This window comes from Streptomyces sp. F001, assembly GCF_004187715.1.
Classification (GTDB): domain Bacteria; phylum Actinomycetota; class Actinomycetes; order Streptomycetales; family Streptomycetaceae; genus Streptomyces; species Streptomyces flavusporus.
This window is the reverse complement of the sequence record NZ_QZWF01000042.1, coordinates 1-17,888: the sequence shown is the minus strand read 5'-3', so window position 1 is coordinate 17,888 and position 17,888 is coordinate 1. Positions and strand designations below refer to the sequence as shown.

Genomic DNA, 17,888 nt, shown 5'->3' with positions numbered 1-17,888 from the left:
CCCTCGTCCCCCGTCCTGGGAGTCCTTATGGCAGTGCGCAAAGACAGGTCCCGCTCGACGGCGCCCCGTCGGCGCCGCTGGTACGCCGGCACCGGCCTGGTCGCCACCGCGTTCACCCTGGTCACGGGAGTCGCTCCGACCAGTCACGCCACCGTGATCTGGCAGGGCGGCAACACCTTGCCCGGCATCGGTACCTGCCCCAATGGCGCGATCAACTGGCACAGCGACGCGACGTACGGCAACGTCCCGCGCTTCACGGTCAACGAGGTCACCGACGGCAACAGCGAACGCTGCGAGATGGCCGTCGCCCGTCGCAGCCTCACCGACGGCATGACCGTCTACATCGGCTGGAAGTCCAGGGTCACCGCCCCCACCACCAACACCTGGAACTACATCCTCCAGCTCAAGAGCCACGGCACCAACGTGGCCAACCATCCGCTCACCCTGGGCGTCGGCGGCGGCAACCTCACGCTCCGCAACGACGAGGACATCAACGGCACCCAGGTCGGCCGCACGGTCTGGTCCACCCCGCTCCGGCAGGGCCAGTGGTTCTCCATGATGCTCAAGATCCGCTACTCGGAGGACCGCACCGTCGGCTACGTCCAGGTCTGGTACAACGGCGCCTGGCAGACTCTCGCCAACGGCACCACCGTCCACTACGGCCAGACATGGGACGGCGAGGAGAACAACGTCCACTGGGGCATCTACCGCCGCTCCAGCGTCAACGGCACCCAGACCCACGACCTGTACCACCCGCGCATCGCCACGACGTGGCAGGAGGCGATCCCTTAGCCGGTGGCACGCTCGCCTGAGCAAGCAGGAGCCCCCGGAATCGCGAGGATTCCGGGGGCGGGGCCGGTGAGACGGACGGGTCCGGTGGAGCCACGCGAACCGCCGACCGCAGGCGGCCGATGCCGGCAGATGCATGCAGGCCGCGGCCGACGACATCGCCCACGACGAGGGCGACGCGGGCGCCGGACAGCGGGATCACGTCCGTTGTCGCCGGAGAAGACGACCAGGATGGTGCACTCCGGACCGCACCGCCGGAGCGCCGTCGGCACTTCGCCGACCGCACGGTCAAGGCGCACGCTCATCTCCCCGTCGACGGCGCGGGCGCGCCGCGCCCGGAGCAGCGTCGTCCCGGCGCGCGGCCAGACCGTCGGCCCCGTTCCCGGGCTCCTGACGGCACATCAGCCGAATACGTTCACAACCTGGGCCTCACCAGTGGGAACAGCGAACTTCGACCGGAGTGCTAGCAGAGCACGGCGAGGGCCCCGGGCAGCACCCGAGCCGTGACGGGAAGGACGGCGTCGACCTCGCCGTCGGCGCCCCACGGCACCTCGCGGTCGGCCTCGATGCGGATCTCTCTTCCCTGGACGATCTGCACTTCCGGCCGGTGAACGTGGGTCCCGGACCTGAGCTCCTGCATCAGGGTGAAGAAGAGCCGGCGCGGTGCCTCACGGATCATCACCACTTCAAGAAGTCCGTCGTCGATGCGGGCGCCGGGGGCGATGATCCGGCCGGAGCCGTAGTAGGCGGAGTTGGCGGCGACGACGGTGTAGCCACGGTGCGCGAGTTGCTCGCCGTCGACGGTGACCCGGTAGGCGGCCGGGCGCCAGGTGGCGACGGCCCGCAGCCCGCCTGCGTAGTAGGAGGCGGCACCCTTGAACAGTGCTGAGCGGTTGGCGTGGCGGTTGGCGAGGGCGTCGACACCCGCGTACACGCTGCCGAGGACGACGCTGCGGCCGTGGGCGGACTCCACTTCGATGGTGTCGACGAAGCGGGGATCGCCGTCGAGCAGCACCCGGGCGAGTGCCTCCGGATCAGTGGCCACGCCGAGCGCGCGGGCGAAGTCGTTGCCTCGGCCCGCCGGGATCAGGCCGAGGAGCGTGTCGGTGCCGCTGAGGGCGCCGCCGATGCCGCCGGCGATTCCGTCGCCGCCGACGGCCAGGACGACCCGGTGCCGCTGGCCGGCCTGACGGGCGAGATCCCGGGCGTGAGCCAGGCTGCGGCTGTACTCGGTCTCCAGCTCGGCCCCGGCCTGCCTCAGCAGGCGGGCCACGCGGAGCAGCACCGCGACCCCGGCGGAACCGCCCGCGGTGGGGTTGACGATGGCGGTGAACTGTCGCATCGATGTGCCTCCAGGCGCCTGTGGGATCGGGGACGGGGTCGGAGAAGGGCCGGGGGGTCAGTCGGCGGGCAGCAGGACGCCCGGATTGAGCAGACCGGTGGGGTCCAGCCGTCGTTTGACGGCCTGGAGAGCGCCGATGCCGAGCGGACCGGCCTCCCGGACGTACCAGTCGCGGTGGTCCGTGCCCACGCCGTGGTGGTGGCTGATGGTGCCGCCGGCCGTCAGAATCGCCTCGTTGACGGCGCGTTTTGCGGCTGCCCAGTGCGCCACCGGGGCGTCGCCCTGCGCGGACACAACGGTGAAGTACAGGGAAGCGCCGTTTTCGTAGACGTGGGAGATGTGGCACATGACCAGCGGCGGCGTGCCCAACTCGGTGAGAGTGCCGGTGAGCGTGTCGCGGACGGCGGCGTACAGCCCGGGGAGGCGGGACCAGAAGGCGGCGGTCTCGAGTGTCTCGGCGAACGCCCCGGCGTCGAGGAGTGCGTCGCGCAGGTAGGGGGCCGAGTAGCGGCCGCGGGCCCAGCGCTCGCCCGGTTCCCGGCCCAGGCAGGTACCGCCGGCGTCGCGCAGCACGGCCGCGGCCCGTTCCCTGCGGTGCGCGGTGTCCTCCTCGGTGCCCTCGTAGCCGGTGATCGCCAGGCAACCGGCGTTCTGCGGCAGGCCGGAGGTGCCGATGGCGTCGGGCTGGGCGAGGCCGATGAGCGTCTCGGTCTCGTCCGACAGGCGCAGTACGGTCGGCCGCGGCCCGTCCTGGGCGAGGCTCCGCAGGGCGGCGGCGCCCGCCTCGAAGGAGTCGAAGCGCCATCCTTCGTAGATGCGGGTGTGGGGGACGGGACGGATCCGGACCGTCACCGAGGTGATGACGCCGAACGCTCCCTCGGAGCCGAGGATCAGCTGGCGCAGGTCCGGTCCGGCTGCCGAGCGCGGGGCGCGACCCACCTCGATCGTGCCGGAGGGTGTGGCGAGGGTGAGGCCGAGGACCATGTCGTCGAAGCGGCCGTAACCGGCGGAGGCCTGACCGCTGGAGCGGGCGGCGGCGAATCCGCCTACTGTCGCCCACTCGTAGGACTGCGGGAAGTGGCCGAGCGTGAAGCCGTGCGCGGCCAGGAGGGTCTCGGCGTGCGGAGCGCGCAGACCGGGTTGCAGGGTGGCCGTGCGGGAGACCGGATCGAGGTCGAGCAGAGTGTCCATGCGGCGCAGGTCCAGTGCGACGAAGGGGCACCACCGCTCGGGGGTCAGCCCACCGACGACGGAGGTGCCACCGCCGAACGGGACCAGGGCCAGGCCATGTGCGGCGCATGCCCTCAGCACCGCCAGGACCTCGTCGTGGCTCGCCGGCAGAACCACGGCCGCGGGCAGGTCGCCCACGTCGCCCTCGCGGATGCGCAGCAGGTCCGGGGTGGACTTGCCGCGGGTGTGCCGGAGACGGGACTCGGCGTCGGTGCGCAGATGCTCTTCACCGCCTACGGCGGCGAGCAGGTCCTGGCGCGCAGCCGGGTCGAGGGGCGGCTCGGGCACCGTGATCGCTTGCAGGATTTCTTCCAGGACGATCGGCTCGGCGCTGCGCGGTTTGACCCCGAGCAGGTCACGCAGCAGTGCGATCACCGAGTCGGGCAGCGGCGTCGCCCTGGCCGGGTCACCCCAGCCGCTCCACAGCATGTCCATGGCCCTTGTCCTCACAGGTCGTCGCGACAGCGTCTTCGCGAGTCAGTCGTCGCAGCGGTGCGGTCGCGGAAGTGTGCCGTCCCTCGGGGCGTCCGAGGCGTTACACTGTGACACATGACGCCTATTCGTCACAACGCTTCCGACAGCGATCCGGTGCTCGACGCGGTCCGCGACTGCATCCTGGCCGTCGGCGTCCGGCGCACCACCCTGACCGACGTGGCCCGCCGGGCGGGCGTCTCCCGGATGACGCTGTACCGCCGCTGGCCCGATGTGCAGTCGCTGGTCGGCGACCTGATGACCCGTGAATGGATCCAGGCGGCCACCGGCGCGATGCCGGCCCGTGAGCCGGGGACGACCGCGCGCACACGGATCGTGGACGGGCTCGTCAACGGCGTGCACGCCTTCCGGAGCCATCCGCTCTTCCGCAAGATCGTCGACGTCGATCCCGAACTGCTCGTCCCCTACGTGCTGGACAGACGCGGGGCGAGCCAGGAAGCCCTCCTGGAACTACTCGTCGAGGCACTCCGCGAGGGCCACGCCGACGCGTCGGTACGCCCCGGCCACCCCGGACGGCAAGCCAGGTCCCTGCTCCTGGTCGCCCAGTCCTTCACCCTGTCGCTGCGCACCATGACCGAGGAGGACGACCCCGAACTGAGCACGGAGGCCTTCTCCGCAGAACTGCGGACCATTCTCGAGAGGACCCTCGCACCATGAACTCCAGCAGCAGTCCGCCCTCCTCGGGACGACCGGCTCCCGGCTCGTCCCTGACCGCCGGCCGCCGCCTGCGCGATCTGGCGCGGACCGTGGGCGGCGAGCCCGTGGACGTCCTGGTGGTCGGCCTCGGGGCGACCGGCGCCGGGGCCGCCCTGGACGCCGCCGCCCGCGGACTGACGGTTGCCGCCGTCGACGCCCACGACCTGGCCTTCGGCACCTCCCGCTGGAGCTCCAAGCTCATCCACGGCGGATTGCGCTACCTCGCCTCCGCCCAACTCGACGTCGCTCACGAGAGCGCCCGCGAACGCGGGATCCTGATGGAGCGCACCGCTCCGCACCTGGTGCGGGCCCAGCCGTTCGTCCTGCCCCTCACTCCGCTGGTCTCCCGCGGCCAGGCCGCAATGACCTGGGCCGGGTTCCGCGCCGGCGATACGCTGCGTCTGGCGGCACGCACGGCCCGGGCGACACTGCCTGCACCGCGCCGGCTCTCGGCCGCGGAAACCCGTCACCTGGCTCCCGCACTGCGCGGCTCCGGACTCCGCGGCGGACTGCTGTCCTGGGACGGCCGGGTGACCGACGACGCCCGCCTGGTCACCGCGATCGCGCGTACGGCGGCGGCGCGAGGCGCACGTATCCTCACGCGGGTGCGGGCGCTGGAACTCACCGCGTCCGGTGCCCGGATACGCGACGAACTCACCGGCGAGGAAGGCGAGATCCGCGCCCGGGCGGTGATCAACGCCTCCGGCGTGTGGTCGGGCGGCCTGGTGGACGGGGTCCGCATCCGGCCCTCGCGCGGCACCCACGTCGTCCTGCGCGCGGACCGCCTGGGCCTTCTGCCGGCCGGCCTGCACATCCCGGTCCCCGGCGAGATCAATCGCTTCATCCTCGTCCTGCCGCAGGGCGACGGGCGGGTGTACGTCGGACTCACCGACGAACCCGTGGACGGCGACCTCCCGGACGTGCCCAACGTGCCGGAGACCGACATCGGATTCCTGCTTGACGTCCTCGGATCCGCTCTGGACGTCCCCGTGCACCGCGACGACGTGGTGGGCGCGTTCGCGGGACTGCGGCCGCTGCTGGACGTTGCACCGGGCGAGGGCTCCGGCACGGCGCCGAGCACCGCCGACATCTCCCGCAGACACGCCGTGCTCACCTCGCGGGAGGGCGTGGTCACCGTGGTCGGCGGCAAACTCACCACCTATCGGCGCATGGCCGAGGACGCCGTCGACGCCGCCGTCGCCACCCACGGCCTGTCCGCGGGAGCCTCGCCCACTGCCACCCTCCCCCTGGTCGGCGCCGCACCGCCCCGGATACTCGGCGCCCTCCGCGCGCCGAGACGCCTGATCAACCGCTATGGCACCGAGGCACCGGCTGTGCACGCGCTGGCCACGGCCGAGCCCCGGCTCGCCCGGCCCGTCCTGGACGGGCACCCGGTGACCCGCGCGGAGCTGCTGTGGGCCGTGCGCCACGAAGGGGCTCTCGACGCGGCCGACCTCCTCGACCGCCGTACCCGCATCGGACTGGTTCCCGACGACCGGGCCCTCGCACTGGAGGCTGCACGGGAAGTACTGGGCAACTGCTCAGTCGGCGACTGACACGGCGTTCCGGGGCGAAGCGGGCGGACAGGAAGCAGCGGTCCGGCGCCCGGAGGACGCGGCGAACGGCGGCAGCGGGCCTGCATCAGAGCGACCACCGCCAGGCCCGGCGACACTTTGACGCGCAACCGTGCGACAGCCGCTGACAGTAGTGCGGCACCGAGGCGTTGGAGCGCCGGCTGGCGGCCGCCAGGTCGGTGAGCGACTTCGGCACGTCGGCGCGGACGGTCTCCTGACCGCCGGCATCGCTGCTCTACCGGAACGAGGTCCCGGACACCGGTGGCCGGCAACTCGTCGCTGCCTCATCATCACCGGAACAGCAGCCGCAGCTGCCGCGGCGGGATCTCTGCGGCGTGCTTCCGGCAGTGGTCCAGGCCGTCTGCCTGGTCTGTGTGGCCGTACAGACACGGGCCCTCTTACGCGCCCGTGTGAAGACCAGACCCCAGCCCCGTCATCGCGGTCGGTCACCTCGGCCGACAAGACCGCGTGCCTGAGCTTTCGGACCAGCTGAAGTTCACGGCGATGCGGACAGGGCGCGTCGGATCATCATGATGAGCCCAGTTCCCACGGGTGGGTTGCAGGCACGGCTGACGGGCGTTCATGCGACACCTGCCTGTCCGGCCCGAGGCCCGGCGGGCGTCCGGGGGTGCCTTCGGGGGAATCCGAGCCGGCCCGCGTGGCCTTGCGGGCCGGCGGGTGGTACGAGCATGAGATGTCCACGCCCCCAGATCCGCCCGCGCCGCCACTCGGACGCCTGAGCGGCGCGGAGACGCACGTGCCGCACTGGCTAAGGACCGCGGCCGCGTATTCATGGCGGATCCTTGCCGTCGGCATCGTTGTCCGGGCCACTTTCTCCGTGTTGGGGCAGTATCACCGCATCGCCGTCGCCGTCTTCCTCGGCCTTGTCCTCACCGCCGTGCTCCGGCCCGTGGCCACTCTCTTCGCCCGTGTCATGCCGCGAGCGCTCGCGGTCGCGGCTTCGCTCATCGGCGGCATCGTCCTCGTCCTCGGGGTGCTGACCCTGGTGGGTGAAACCGTGGCAGGGCAGCGGACCGGGCTGGAACGAGAGTTCGTGGCAGGGATCGACCGGATCGAGCGTCGGCTGGAGGACCCACCGTTCCGGCTTGCCCCGGCCGTGTTCGACGACCTGCAGTCCCGGATCGGCGAGATCCTTTCCAGCCACCGCTCCGCCATCATCAGTACGGCGCTCAGCGGTGTGAGCCGGCTGCTCGACGTGCTGACCGTCCTCGCCCTGGCGCTGTTCTGTGCAGTCTTTTTCATGCACTCCGGCGACCGGCAGTGGCGGTGGTTGTGCAACCAACTCCCCGCCGTGGCACGCGACCGCGTCACGGTCGCCGGCGGGGCCGCCTGGCGGACCTTCACCGGTTACACGCACGGCATCCTGCTGGTGGCCGTGACCAACGCGGTCCTCGTGGGCCTGGCCCTGTTCGCCCTGGGCGTGCCGCTCGCCCTGCCGTTGGCACTGCTGGAGTTCTTCGCCGCCTTCATCCCGCTGATCGGGTCACCGATCGCCCTTGCGGTCGCGGCCGTCGTGGCGCTGGCGTCGAAGGGACCGTTCATCGCCCTGGTGGTCGTGGCCCTGATCGTGGTCATCGGACAGATCGAGGGGCATCTTCTGCACCCGATCGTGATGAGCTGGGCCGTCCGGCTGCACCCGGTCGTGGTCGCACTGTCGGTCGTCGGGGGCGCGGTTGCGGCGGGGGTGATCGGCGCGGTGGTGGCCGTACCGATGGTTGCCGTGGTGTGGTCCGTGTATCAGGCGCTACTGGACCGCACGGGTGCCCCGGAGGGGCTCCGGGCGCGAGGGAAGCAATGCGGCCCCTAGCGAACCGTTCAAGGAGCCCGGATACCAGTGGCGGGACGGTTCTGGCTGCTCATCGAGTGCTCCCTGGCCGGTCTGGGGTCCAGGGATTCCGAGCTGAGTCGTCTGACCCTAGCGGGGCTTCCTCCTTCAACGCGCTGTGCCGGGACTTTCGTCCTGGTCTCAGTAGGACTTGGTCAGGGGGCCCACACTCCCGCCGCAGGGGGACGATCCAGGCCCCATGAGCGGCCCCAGCGCCCGTCGCACACTCCCGTCATCCGGGTTGCGCGCAACACCTGAGGACCTCGGAATTACTCCTCCCCGCGCTCCTCGGTTGCTGCGGTCGGGCGACGCGCGGCATGTGGAGCGTCGGCTGTCAAGGTTTCGGCACCATGCTGAATGGCATGCCTCAACTCCTGGGCAGGGTGTCGCCGTACCGCCCTGGTTACCCGTTCCCGTCCATTCCGGCCCGCGGTCCGTCACACCGCCGGGCTCGGGTACCCGGCCGGTCCGTCGTCTGCGCCCTCCTCGGCCTGCTTGTCTTCCTGGCCCCTGCCCTCACCCCGGTCGGTTTTACCGGCCGGGCGGCGATCGGCACTCCGGCTGCCACCGCGGTCACCGTCGGACATGGCTCCGGCACGGCTCTGGCCGGGTTCATGATCCAGTCGACCGCCCGGGTGAAGGACCCGGCGGCCGAGGTGTCCAGCCCCGGCTATCCGACGAAGGGCTGGTACCAGGCCGGCCCTCGCTCCACCGTCCTCGCCGCCCTGCTGGCGGCCGGTGTGTACCCCGACCCATTCCACTCCACCAACCAGAAGCTGATCCCTGCCGCCGACTTCAGGGTCCCGTGGTGGTACCGGTCCGACTTCTCGGTCGACGACAGCCGGGCAGGTCGTACGTATCTCGACTTCAGCGGGGTAACCTCGGCCGCCGACGTCTTCGTCAACGGCCGCCAAGTCTCGACGGCGAGGAAGGTCGCGGGCACCTACACCCGACACGAGCTGGACATCACTGCTCTGGTCAGGCCGGGCACCAACACGGTCGCCTTCCGGGTGCAGCCCAACGACCCGCGCAAGCATCTCACCGTGGGCTGGCTCGACTGGCTGCAGCCGCCACCGGACCGGAACATGGGCATCGTCCGCGACGTCGTCGTCCGCCGCAGCGGCCCGGTGGTCCTCCATGACGCCCGCGTCGTGACCGACCTGGCCGTGCCGTCGCTGGCCTCCGCGGATCTGACCGTCAAGGCCCGCCTGCGCAACGACTCACCCGACACCGTCACGGCGCTGCTCTCCGGCACGGCCGGGCCCGCAGCCCTCAGCCGACGGGTGACGCTGGCGCCCGGGGAGAGCCGGACCGTGGTCTTCTCCCCCGCCGACCACCCCGGACTTCATGTGGCTTCGCCACGCGTATGGTGGCCCGCCGGGATGGGCGGGCAGCCCCTGTACGACCTCGACCTGGCCGTGACGGTCGACGGGGTCACCTCCGACACCGCACACACCACCTTCGGTATCCGCGACGTTCGAGCACCGATCAATGCCGACGGCGCGCGCCAGTACCGGATCAACGGCCGCCCGCTGCTGATCAAGGGCGCGGGCTGGTCCCCCGACGAGTTCCTGCGCTGGGACCACGCCTACGCCGAGCACCGCATGCAGTACGTCCGCGACCTGGGCCTGAACACGCTGCGCCTGGAAGGCCACCTCGAGCCCGACGAGTTCTTCGACCTCGCCGACCGGTACGGGATCCTCACGATCGCCGGCTGGGAGTGCTGCAACAAGTGGGAAGGGGAGGTCAACCCGGCGGAGTCCGGGGAGAAGTGGGACGCGGCCGACCATGCAGTCGCCCAGGCGTCGATGGCCGCCGAGGCGGCCCGGCTGCGCAACCACCCCAGCGTGATCTCGTTCCTGATCGGCAGCGACGCAGCGCCCAACGCCGAGATCGAGTCGGGATACCTCAAAGCGCTGCGGGCGGCCGACTGGAACGTGCCCGTGATCCCTTCCGCCTCAGGGAAGCCGACACCCGTCACCGGCCGCTCCGGGATGCGGATGACCGGCCCCTACGACTGGGTGCCGCCCGGCTACTGGTACGACAAGCGCGAGGGAGGAGCCACCGGCTTCAACTCCGAGACCGGCGCCGGCCCGAGCATCCCCACCCTCGACACACTGCGGCGGATGCTGACCCCGGCCGAGCTGGAGACCCTCTGGAAGCAACCCTCCGCCCCCCAGTACCACCGCTCTCCCTCACCCACATTCTCGACACTCAAGCTGTACAACGCCGCGCTCGCCGGCCGCTACGGACGACCGACCGGTCTCGGCGACTACGTGCGCAAGGCCCAGCTCGCCCAGTACGAGAACGTCCGGGCGCAGTTCGAGGCGTACTCCCGCAACGCCAAGGACAACACCCGGCCCGCGACCGGCGTCATCTACTGGATGCTCAACAGTGGCTGGACCTCCCTCCACTGGCAGCTCATCGACCGCTATCTGGACCAGAACGGGGCCTACTTCGGCGCGAAGAAGGCCAACGAACCCCTCCACATCCAGTACGGCTACGACAACCGCACGGTGAGCATCGTCAACAACCGCCGAACCGCCGCCTCAGGGTTGAGCGCTCGGATCACGCTCTTCAATACCGACGGGACCAAGAAGTACGACCGCACGGTGACCGGTGTCGACGTCGAAGCCCGCGGCGTGACCACCACTTCGCTGACCCTCCCGGCCAAGGTCCCCGGCCTGGCAAGGACGTACCTGGCCCGGCTGCAGCTCGCCGACACCACCGGCCGGGAACTGAGCCGCAACGTCTACTGGCTCTCCACCCGCAACGACGTCCTCGACTACGCGAAGACCGACTGGTACTACACCCCCACCACCTCCTACGCCGACCTGACGGGACTGAACTCGATGCCGCAGGTCGCCTTGGACGTGACAGCCACAACGAAGGCAACCAGGGCCGGCACATCGAGGACGACCGTGACCCTCCGCCACCCGGGCACCACGAAAGCCCCCGTTCTGCTCGCCGACGTCGACCTGGTCTCCGCGGACGGGAGGACTCCCACGTTGCCCGTCCGCTGGAGCGACAATCAGATCAGCCTGTGGCCGGGTGAATCGGCAACATTGGTGGCCTCCCATCGGACAGTCGACCCGGACGGCACCCCACGCGTCCGTGTCTCTGGTTGGAACGCCCGGGCCGTCACCGTCCCGTCCGGCTGACGATGCCGCATCACACATCGGTTTCCCCCACTCGGTGGCGTTGCGGATTCGACCCGCCGGGCGCGAGATCCGCAAGACCGTCGACGGCCCGGCACCGGGACACCTCGCTGACCGCCCTCGTCAGGCTGGTGGAACTGCGCCGGCGGCTCGAGCACGACTACCGCGAGAGGAAGCAGGCCCCGGGACTTGCCCCCTTCGAAGGCCGCACCTGGAGAGGCGGGCACCACCACGTCACCTTTGTCTGTGCCGCCCCGCCTTCTGCACCCTGCAGCGGCTGGCCCGATCCCCAGGAGAAGCGGCGCCGGCCCGACCCTCTGCCAAGTCGTCCGAGAACTTCGGATCCTCCTGCCCACCCGGGTCGGCGCCTGCCCCACCTGTCACCGCGAAGTTCACGTCGGGCGCGTGCCGAAGCATCTCACTTGAGGCCGCTGAGCATCACGCCGCGGATGTAGTACTTCTGCAGCAGCAGGAAGAGGATCAGGACCGGCAGGATGCTCAGGACGAGACCGGCCATGACGATCGGCATCGTGCGGGTCGGGTCCACGTAGTCCTGCAGGAACTGGATGCCGACGGGCAGGGTCATCACGTCCGGGTTGGCGGTCGAGATGAGCAGCGCCCAGATGTACTCGTTCCACGCCTGGACGAAGGTCAGCAGACCGAGCGTCAGCAGGACCGGCCTGGTCTGCGGCACGACGATCCGCCACCACACGGCGAACTCGCCGGCACCGTCGATGCGCGCGGCCTCCAGGACCTCGTCCGGGATCGAGACCATGAACTGGCGCATCAGGAAGATTCCGAAGCCGTTGACGAGGAACGGCATGGCGAGCGCGGCGATGCTGACGGTCAGGCCCGCGCCCCCGCGCCCGAACAGGTCGTTGCCGCCCGCAAGTGGCCAGTGCACCAGGATCAGGAAGTGCGGGATGAAGAAGAGGAATGGGGGGAACATCATCGTCGACAGCACGAGTCGGAAGATCAAGTTCCGGCCGGGGAAGCGGAGTTTGGCCAGCGCGTAGCCGGCGAGTGATGACGTGAACAGCACCGATCCGGTGATCACGGCGGTTGCGACGACGCTGTTGCGGAAGAGCACCGGCAGATCGAGCTGGTCGATCGCCGCCCGGTAGTTCGACAGGTCGAACGCCTTGGGCAGGAAGTGGTACGGCAACGTGCCGGCCTCACCGGCCCCCTTGAACGACGTCATCACCATGTCGAGGAACGGCACCACCGTGAGCACGGCGCCGGTCACGACCACCAGATACGACAACCACGGGAAACGGCGGCGGATCACGCGTCCTCCTCCTTGCGCCGGAAGATCCACAACTGCGCCAGGGTGACCACGAGGACCACCACGAACAGTACGAAGGCGGCGGCGCTCGCAGGGCCCCATCGGCCGTACGAGAAGGCCTGCCGGTACATCTCCAGGGCAGCCACGTTGGTCGCGTCACCCGGCCCGCCCTTGGTCATCACGGTGATCAGCGCGAACGACTGCAGGCCGCTGATGAACTGGGTGATGCACACGAGCAGCAGGGACGGCCGCAGCAGCGGCAGTGTGATCTTCCAGAAGACGGTGAGCGGCCCGGCGCCGTCGAGCGCTGCGGCCTCGTAGTACGACTCGGGAATGGACTTCAGCCCGGCAGTCAGGATGAGGACCGCCGAGCCGACCGAGGCCCAGGCCTGGACGACCACGACCGAGGGCAGCGCAGTGTCCGGGTCCTGGAGGAAGGCCATCGAGCCGAGCCCGAGGGCGTTGAGTACGCCGTTGACGAGGCCGCCCGGCTCGTACATGTACTTCCATACGTTGCCGACGGCGACGACGGTCGTCACGATCGGCAGGAAGTACAGGGTGCGCCACAGACCCTGGAACCGCAGGTTGTCGATGCAGGTGGCGACAACCACGGAGCCGGCGAGCGCAAGGACCACGGTGCCCAGGGCGAACAGCAGCGTGTTGGTGAGGATCGGCGCCAGGAACGTCGATCCGTCCGCGAAGAGACCCGCGAAGTTGTCCGTTCCGACCGGTTGGATGCCGCCGAGGTCGAACCCGGCCCAGCGGGACATCGACAGCAGCAGCGCGAAACCGAGCGGCAGGATCAGGAAGACGGCGAAGAACAGCAACGTCGGTGCCAGGAAGAGATAGGCGACGACGGCCTGGCGGCGCCGGGACCGGGCGCGGCCGTCGACGGCGGGCGAGGAGGAGCGCGTGCTGGGCGCCGCCCGCTCGGTCGTCGTCGGCGTCAGCGCGTTCACCATGAGCGCGACACCTCTCGATCGACCTGACGCCGGGTGGTGCGCAGTGCCTGGTCGACCGACTGCTGACCGGTCCACAACGCCTCGATGTTCTTGCGCAGCAGCGATTTGGCCTGCTGTGCGCCGGGCACATTCGGTTCCGGCACCGAGTACGCCAGCGCGTCCAGGAAGGGGCGCAGGTTTGCGTCGCTGTACGCGCCCAGGAGCGTGCGCATGTCGTCGGCTCGGCCGGTCAGGGAGCCGGCCGACACCTGTAGGGAGCTCATCCGGGTCGCTTTCCCGCCCTCCTTGGCGCTTTTGACGTTCACTTTCTCGGTGTTGAGCCAGCGCAGGAACTCCCAGGCCGCGCGCGGGTGCTTGCCGGCCGCGTTGACCCCCAGCATGAAGCCGGTGGAGAGCGTGGCGCGCTTGCCGTCCGCCTCGGGGAGGGGCAGCGGCGCGACGCCGACATCGCGGTAGTCCTTGCCCATCAGGGTCTTCAGGCTTCCGGTCCACCAGCCGGCGCTGACCACCATGGCCACCTGCCCGGACCGGAACGCCTTGTAGACGTTGACACCCGGGGCGCTCGCACCTCTGACGACGAGGCGGTGCTCCAGATCGAACACGGCCCGTCCGGCCGGCGAGTCGATGGCGGTGCTCCTGCCGTCCTCGGAGACGAACCTGCCGCCGGCGGCGTTGAGCAGGGCGAGTGTCTGGCCGACGGTGGTGGAGTCGTCAACGGTCGACAGCCCGAAGCCCTGGACCAATGTGTTGCCGTACCGGTCACGCCTGGCGGTGCGGTAGGCGGTCTCCTCCAGCTCCCGCCAGGTGCGTGGCGGGCCGCCGATGCCGGCTTCCCGCAGCAGCCGCTTGTTGTAGTAGAGGGCGTACGTCTGCACCTCGGTCGGGTAGCCGTAGACCTGGCCGCCCACCGACGCGGCGTCGACCGCAGCTTCGCTGTAGCCGCGTGTGATCTCCTCGGCGTGCTCCCTCGGAGCGGGCCGCAGGACGCCGGCCTGGACCAGCTGGCCGTTCCACAAGCAGTACGGGTGGAGGATGTCGGCGCCCTGGCCCGCGGCCTGCCGGACCATGAACGTGGTCAGCAGGTCCGTGAACTCGACGGCCTTGGTCTGCACCTTGACCCGGTCGTGGCTGGCGTTCCACTCGTCGACCGGGCCCTGTAGGGCCTCTTTGAGCACCCCGCTCGCGTAGTGGGAGAGCAGGGTGAGGACGATCGGGTCGCCGGGCCGCCCGGTGCCCTGGTGCGATGCGCATCCGGAGGCGAGCAGCGCCGAGGGGAGCGCAAGCGCGAAGTGGCGGCGGCTCAGGCGGCTGGTGCGGCGTGCCGGCGTCATCGAGCGGCCGTCCGGCGCATCACGCGGAACACACGGGTCGTGGTGAAGCCGGTCTTGCGGTACATGTGGCCTGCCGGGGACTGCGCGCCGGTCCACAGGAACCACGCGGAGTGCGCGCGGCGCGCCCGCATCCTCTGAAGGACCAGGTGCAGGAGGATCTCGCCGAGTCCGATGCCGCGCACCTCCTCCAGCACGCCGATCGGGCCGAACCGCTCGTCCACGGCGTCGAACGCCCCGTGCATCGCCCAGCCGACCATGCGGCCCGAAGGGTCCCGGACGACGACGATCCGGTCGAGCGGCGTGCCCGCGGCCAGACATGCCCGGATCGTGCACGCCCAGTCCGGACCGAAGTGGCTCCCGGCGAGCGCGAACAGATCCACCAGGTCGTCGTCGGACGGGGTGGCGAACCGGTAGCCCTGCGCCGTCAGTTCCTCCACATGGCGCGCGACGTCCTCCGGGAAGCGATAGCCCACCAGGCCACGGTCCATCGCCTCCGCCTCGTACAGCGTGCGAAAGCCCAGGGACTCCAGGAGCAGGGCCGCTTCCGGGTACGTCTCGGCGTCCAGGCCGGGCAGAACGTAGTTCGGGGTGTACGAGGAGAAGTCCACCCGGGTGCGGCCGTGGCCGTGCAGCCAGTGGAGGGCGTCGGCCAGCAGCCGGCGGCCGAGGCCGCGCCTGCGGGCGACCGGGTCGACGAAGAAGAACGGGATCCAGCCCTGCTCCGGCTCCAGGTCGGTGCCGGTCATCGGCGTCAGACGGCGCACTGCGTAGGCCGCACCGACGACGCGGTTTCCCTCGACGGCGACCCGAAGACCCTCCGGATCGAAGTTGGTGTCGAGCAGCACCAGGGAGCGGAAGCGGTCCGCAGTGACGGAGTCGGCCGGCGCACTGCGCCGCCACACCTCCACCACCTGCGGTCCGTCGCCCGCGCGAAAGCCACGGATGCCGGCCCGGGATGTCGTTGTGCGATCGGTCATCGGCGGGGTTGTCCTTCCATACACCGGTCAGGGACGGCGTCGAGCGTCGGCTGCAGAGCTGCTGCGGTCTGGTGTGGGGTGCGCTGCGCCACGGCGATCAGGGTTTGGTTCGTGAGGGCGCGTGGGGCGATGAGGCGGTCCGCGCCCGGCGGCTCGGCCCAGGGTGTCCGTGGCGGCTGTCGGTTCCGCATCAGCATCCGCTTCCGTCAGGGGAACATTCCTGATCCGGTCGCTCCGTCGACAGCATGCCCGTCTCTCTTCGTCGGCGAGGTCATGCGGGCGTCACCGTTGACGTAGCCGTGAGAGGGGCGCAGGGGCGCGGCGTCTTCGAGGAGCGCCATGACAGCGTCGGTGGTCTTGGTCATCGCTGCTCGGTCCTGGGCAGGTCCGAACCGTCGGAAGTGATGCGGCCGAGCGGATCAGGGCGGTCAGGTGACGTGGGTCGGCGCATGCCTCTGAGGCGGCGAGTTCCGCCCAGTGGCCGTCAGCCCTGCGTACGAGGCACCATTCACTGTCTTCGCGACGGAAGTCCCACCGTGCGCCGTCACGGGCAGTGAGCCCGGTCCGGCATCCGCAGCGTTCACGGGCGCGGTGAGCGGGCGTATCGAGGTCATGGTCTGCCGTGAACGGCTCCGCGTCGTCGCCAAGCAGGCGACCGACCTCGGTGAGGGTCTCGTGTGCGCTGGTGGACAGTGGTGTCAGGTACTGCGCAGCGGTCAGAAGGCGCACGGCTTCCTCGGCGCCGGCCGGCACAGCAGTGGAGGCCGCATGTCCCGTGGATCCCAGAGCGCTCTGCGCCGGGCCGAGTCTGCCGGGCTCACCGGCCTCGCCACTTCCAGGCCGGTCCACGTCGGGCACCGCAATGTCGCCGCGTTCGGCCATCACATCGAAACGGGCATCAAGCTTCTCAAGTGCTCCGCCTGCTGCGGTGATCTGCGCACACAGGGCGGAGGCAGCACAGACGACCTGCTGCGGCGTGTAGAGGGCCCACACGTCGTCCAGGCCGGCGAGAACGCCTTCGGCGGCCCCGGCGATGGCCAAGGCGACGACGGCATGGGGATCCTCGACTCCGTCCCCTTCGGTGATCGAACGTACTCCGCCGCACACTTCAGCGAGCCTTATGTCGTCTTGCTCGTCCTCGAAGCGTCGCCACAGCACGTGCCGGGCTGAGAGCTCCACCGGGTCTCCTCTCCCCACATGTCCGGGTACGGCAGGCTTGCGCTGCTGCACGTGTCAACGAGTCAGACCTCGGCCTGGGGATCGGCCGATCGTGCGAGCACAGTGACGAACTGGCGGGCCGGCTCGCACCCGCCTGTCAGCGGGCCGGGCGCGGGCGTGGTAGTGCTCACGCAGACGAGACAGCATGACGCGGCAGTACTTGGCCGGCGGCCGGTGCTGGTCCTCGTCGATGACCAGGGCGACGGTGTGGATGCCATCGGCTCCCGGGATCGCGGCACAGGGTTGAGAGGCCCTCAGATCGGGCCAGTAGCGGCCCTGCGCAAACCCTGCCCGCCAGGCCGCGCACACCTTGACCGCCGTCAGGCCCGCGGAGGGCGCGGCGGCCGGCAGGACCTGGTGGGGCCTGGGTGTGGCGAGCGGTGCCAGGCCGAGGTGATCGGCGCTGGCGCGGATCTCTGCCCGGCGCTGTACACCGGTCTTGCCGCGGCTGGGGATGGCCGGTGTCCTGCTTGTGCCGGTGGCGGTTGCGCATGTCCTCGTTCCACAGGGCCAGTGCGCGGTGCCGGCGTTCGTCACGGCCGGAGCCCTTGGAGACACATGCAGTTGGCGGAGTTTTCCAGAGCGCCGCGCAGCAACGTCCAGGGGTTGGTGGGGTCGACCTCACCAGCCTCCGTCAGGCGGCGCAAGGCGTCGGCGTGGGCCAAGCCGGCGCTGTAGGAGTTGCGGATCAGGACCGCGACGACGTACGGGCTCAGCGGGGCGTCGTCGGCGGCCAGGCTGCCGGTCTGGGGGTGCGGGCACCTGTCGGTAGGCGCCAGCGGCGCGCGCCTGCTCGATCTTGTGGGAATGAGGCAGAAGGTAGGCGTCGTTGAAGGCTGCGCGCTTAGGCCCGGCCACGGTAGAACCAAGCACCACAAGGGGTAGCGGTCTCGGTGCTGCTCCGGGCGCGGCGCGCCGGCGAACCGTACGGCGCCGCCGGCGGCGTCGCGGTCGTTCAGGGCGAGCGCGGTCATGCCGCGTTCGGCGG

Annotated in this window: 13 protein-coding genes and 3 pseudogenes; 7 read left to right on the top strand and 9 right to left on the bottom strand. The window is 70.4% G+C overall.

Annotated features, from left to right (window positions below):
- Positions 1-27 precede the first annotated feature (27 nt).
- Positions 28-792, top strand: coding sequence for a heparin lyase I family protein (locus tag StrepF001_RS40930; RefSeq protein ID WP_129803156.1), 765 nt, complete (start codon positions 28-30; stop codon positions 790-792).
- Positions 793-889: 97 nt separating this feature from the next.
- Here StrepF001_RS40930 and StrepF001_RS49065 read toward each other — a convergent pair.
- The 3 genes and pseudogenes from StrepF001_RS49065 to StrepF001_RS40915 form a co-directional block, all read right to left on the bottom strand.
- Positions 890-994: pseudogene (locus tag StrepF001_RS49065) on the bottom strand (SpoIIE family protein phosphatase); the annotation flags it as partial.
- A 258-nt stretch (positions 995-1,252) separates the two neighbouring features.
- A complete protein-coding gene (locus tag StrepF001_RS40920; protein WP_129803155.1) occupies positions 1,253-2,131 on the bottom strand; it encodes a YegS/Rv2252/BmrU family lipid kinase in 879 nt (292 codons plus the stop codon).
- A 57-nt stretch (positions 2,132-2,188) separates the two neighbouring features.
- A complete protein-coding gene (locus StrepF001_RS40915; protein ID WP_129803154.1) occupies positions 2,189-3,796 on the bottom strand; it encodes an FAD-binding oxidoreductase in 1,608 nt (535 codons plus the stop codon).
- Between the two features lie 114 nt (positions 3,797-3,910).
- On the opposite strand from StrepF001_RS40915, the gene StrepF001_RS40910 reads away from it, so the two are divergent.
- The 5 genes and pseudogenes from StrepF001_RS40910 to StrepF001_RS49060 all read left to right on the top strand — a co-directional run.
- Positions 3,911-4,510 carry a TetR/AcrR family transcriptional regulator gene (locus tag StrepF001_RS40910; protein ID WP_129803153.1) on the top strand — a complete coding sequence of 200 codons (600 nt, stop codon included), beginning with the start codon at positions 3,911-3,913 and terminating at the stop codon, positions 4,508-4,510.
- The gene (locus StrepF001_RS40905; RefSeq protein WP_129803152.1) at positions 4,507-6,105 is read left to right on the top strand and encodes a glycerol-3-phosphate dehydrogenase/oxidase; all 1,599 of its coding nucleotides are present in this window, start codon (positions 4,507-4,509) and stop codon (positions 6,103-6,105) included. The genes StrepF001_RS40910 and StrepF001_RS40905 overlap by 4 nt, the downstream gene beginning before the upstream one ends.
- Before the next feature lie 712 nt (positions 6,106-6,817).
- The gene (locus StrepF001_RS40900; RefSeq protein ID WP_129803151.1) at positions 6,818-7,951 is read left to right on the top strand and encodes an AI-2E family transporter; all 1,134 of its coding nucleotides are present in this window, start codon (positions 6,818-6,820) and stop codon (positions 7,949-7,951) included.
- 380 nt (positions 7,952-8,331) lie between these two features.
- Positions 8,332-11,130 (top strand): sugar-binding domain-containing protein, encoded by a 2,799-nt coding sequence (locus StrepF001_RS40895; RefSeq protein ID WP_129803150.1) that lies wholly within the window; start codon positions 8,332-8,334, stop codon positions 11,128-11,130.
- A gap of 104 nt (positions 11,131-11,234) precedes the next feature.
- Positions 11,235-11,446 (top strand): annotated as a pseudogene (locus StrepF001_RS49060) (IS701 family transposase); the annotation flags it as partial.
- 99 nt (positions 11,447-11,545) lie between these two features.
- Here the strand turns inward: StrepF001_RS49060 and StrepF001_RS40885 are convergent.
- The 5 genes from StrepF001_RS40885 to StrepF001_RS46030 all read right to left on the bottom strand — a co-directional run bounded on the left by StrepF001_RS40885 (position 11,546) and on the right by StrepF001_RS46030 (position 16,047).
- Complete coding sequence (locus StrepF001_RS40885; RefSeq protein ID WP_129803149.1) at positions 11,546-12,415, bottom strand: carbohydrate ABC transporter permease; 870 nt, start codon at positions 12,413-12,415, stop codon at positions 11,546-11,548.
- On the bottom strand, positions 12,412-13,374 hold the full coding sequence (locus StrepF001_RS40880; RefSeq protein ID WP_129803148.1) for a sugar ABC transporter permease: 963 nt from the start codon (positions 13,372-13,374) through the stop codon (positions 12,412-12,414). The genes StrepF001_RS40885 and StrepF001_RS40880 overlap by 4 nt, the downstream gene beginning before the upstream one ends.
- A complete protein-coding gene (locus StrepF001_RS40875) occupies positions 13,368-14,705 on the bottom strand; it encodes an ABC transporter substrate-binding protein (protein WP_206307115.1) in 1,338 nt (445 codons plus the stop codon). Before StrepF001_RS40875 ends, StrepF001_RS40880 begins: the two co-directional genes overlap by 7 nt.
- The gene (locus StrepF001_RS40870; RefSeq protein WP_129803147.1) at positions 14,702-15,682 is read right to left on the bottom strand and encodes a GNAT family N-acetyltransferase; all 981 of its coding nucleotides are present in this window, start codon (positions 15,680-15,682) and stop codon (positions 14,702-14,704) included. Before StrepF001_RS40870 ends, StrepF001_RS40875 begins: the two co-directional genes overlap by 4 nt.
- Before the next feature lie 206 nt (positions 15,683-15,888).
- Positions 15,889-16,047 (bottom strand): hypothetical protein, encoded by a 159-nt coding sequence (locus tag StrepF001_RS46030; RefSeq protein ID WP_165396538.1) that lies wholly within the window; start codon positions 16,045-16,047, stop codon positions 15,889-15,891.
- A gap of 226 nt (positions 16,048-16,273) precedes the next feature.
- Between StrepF001_RS46030 and StrepF001_RS40865 the strand changes: the two genes are divergently transcribed.
- Positions 16,274-16,852, top strand: coding sequence for a hypothetical protein (locus tag StrepF001_RS40865; RefSeq protein WP_129803146.1), 579 nt, complete (start codon positions 16,274-16,276; stop codon positions 16,850-16,852).
- Positions 16,853-17,433: 581 nt separating this feature from the next.
- On the opposite strand, the pseudogene StrepF001_RS46025 reads toward StrepF001_RS40865, so the two are convergent.
- A pseudogene (locus StrepF001_RS46025) lies at positions 17,434-17,888 on the bottom strand (hypothetical protein); the annotation flags it as partial.

Excerpts from the sequence above, each read along its gene's own strand:
- StrepF001_RS40930 (WP_129803156.1), top strand. The coding sequence starts at position 28 with ATGGCAGTGCGCAAAGACAGGTCCCGCTCGACGGCGCCCCGTCGGCGC.
- StrepF001_RS40880 (WP_129803148.1), bottom strand. The coding sequence starts at position 13,374 with ATGGTGAACGCGCTGACGCCGACGACGACCGAGCGGGCGGCGCCCAGC.
- StrepF001_RS40910 (WP_129803153.1), top strand. The coding sequence starts at position 3,911 with ATGACGCCTATTCGTCACAACGCTTCCGACAGCGATCCGGTGCTCGAC.
- StrepF001_RS40875 (WP_206307115.1), bottom strand. The coding sequence starts at position 14,705 with ATGACGCCGGCACGCCGCACCAGCCGCCTGAGCCGCCGCCACTTCGCG.
- StrepF001_RS40905 (WP_129803152.1), top strand. The coding sequence starts at position 4,507 with ATGAACTCCAGCAGCAGTCCGCCCTCCTCGGGACGACCGGCTCCCGGC.
- StrepF001_RS40900 (WP_129803151.1), top strand. The coding sequence starts at position 6,818 with ATGTCCACGCCCCCAGATCCGCCCGCGCCGCCACTCGGACGCCTGAGC.
- StrepF001_RS40895 (WP_129803150.1), top strand. The coding sequence starts at position 8,332 with ATGCCTCAACTCCTGGGCAGGGTGTCGCCGTACCGCCCTGGTTACCCG.
- StrepF001_RS40920 (WP_129803155.1), bottom strand. The coding sequence starts at position 2,131 with ATGCGACAGTTCACCGCCATCGTCAACCCCACCGCGGGCGGTTCCGCC.
- StrepF001_RS46030 (WP_165396538.1), bottom strand. The coding sequence starts at position 16,047 with ATGACCAAGACCACCGACGCTGTCATGGCGCTCCTCGAAGACGCCGCG.
- StrepF001_RS40915 (WP_129803154.1), bottom strand. The coding sequence starts at position 3,796 with ATGGACATGCTGTGGAGCGGCTGGGGTGACCCGGCCAGGGCGACGCCG.
- StrepF001_RS40870 (WP_129803147.1), bottom strand. The coding sequence starts at position 15,682 with ATGACCGATCGCACAACGACATCCCGGGCCGGCATCCGTGGCTTTCGC.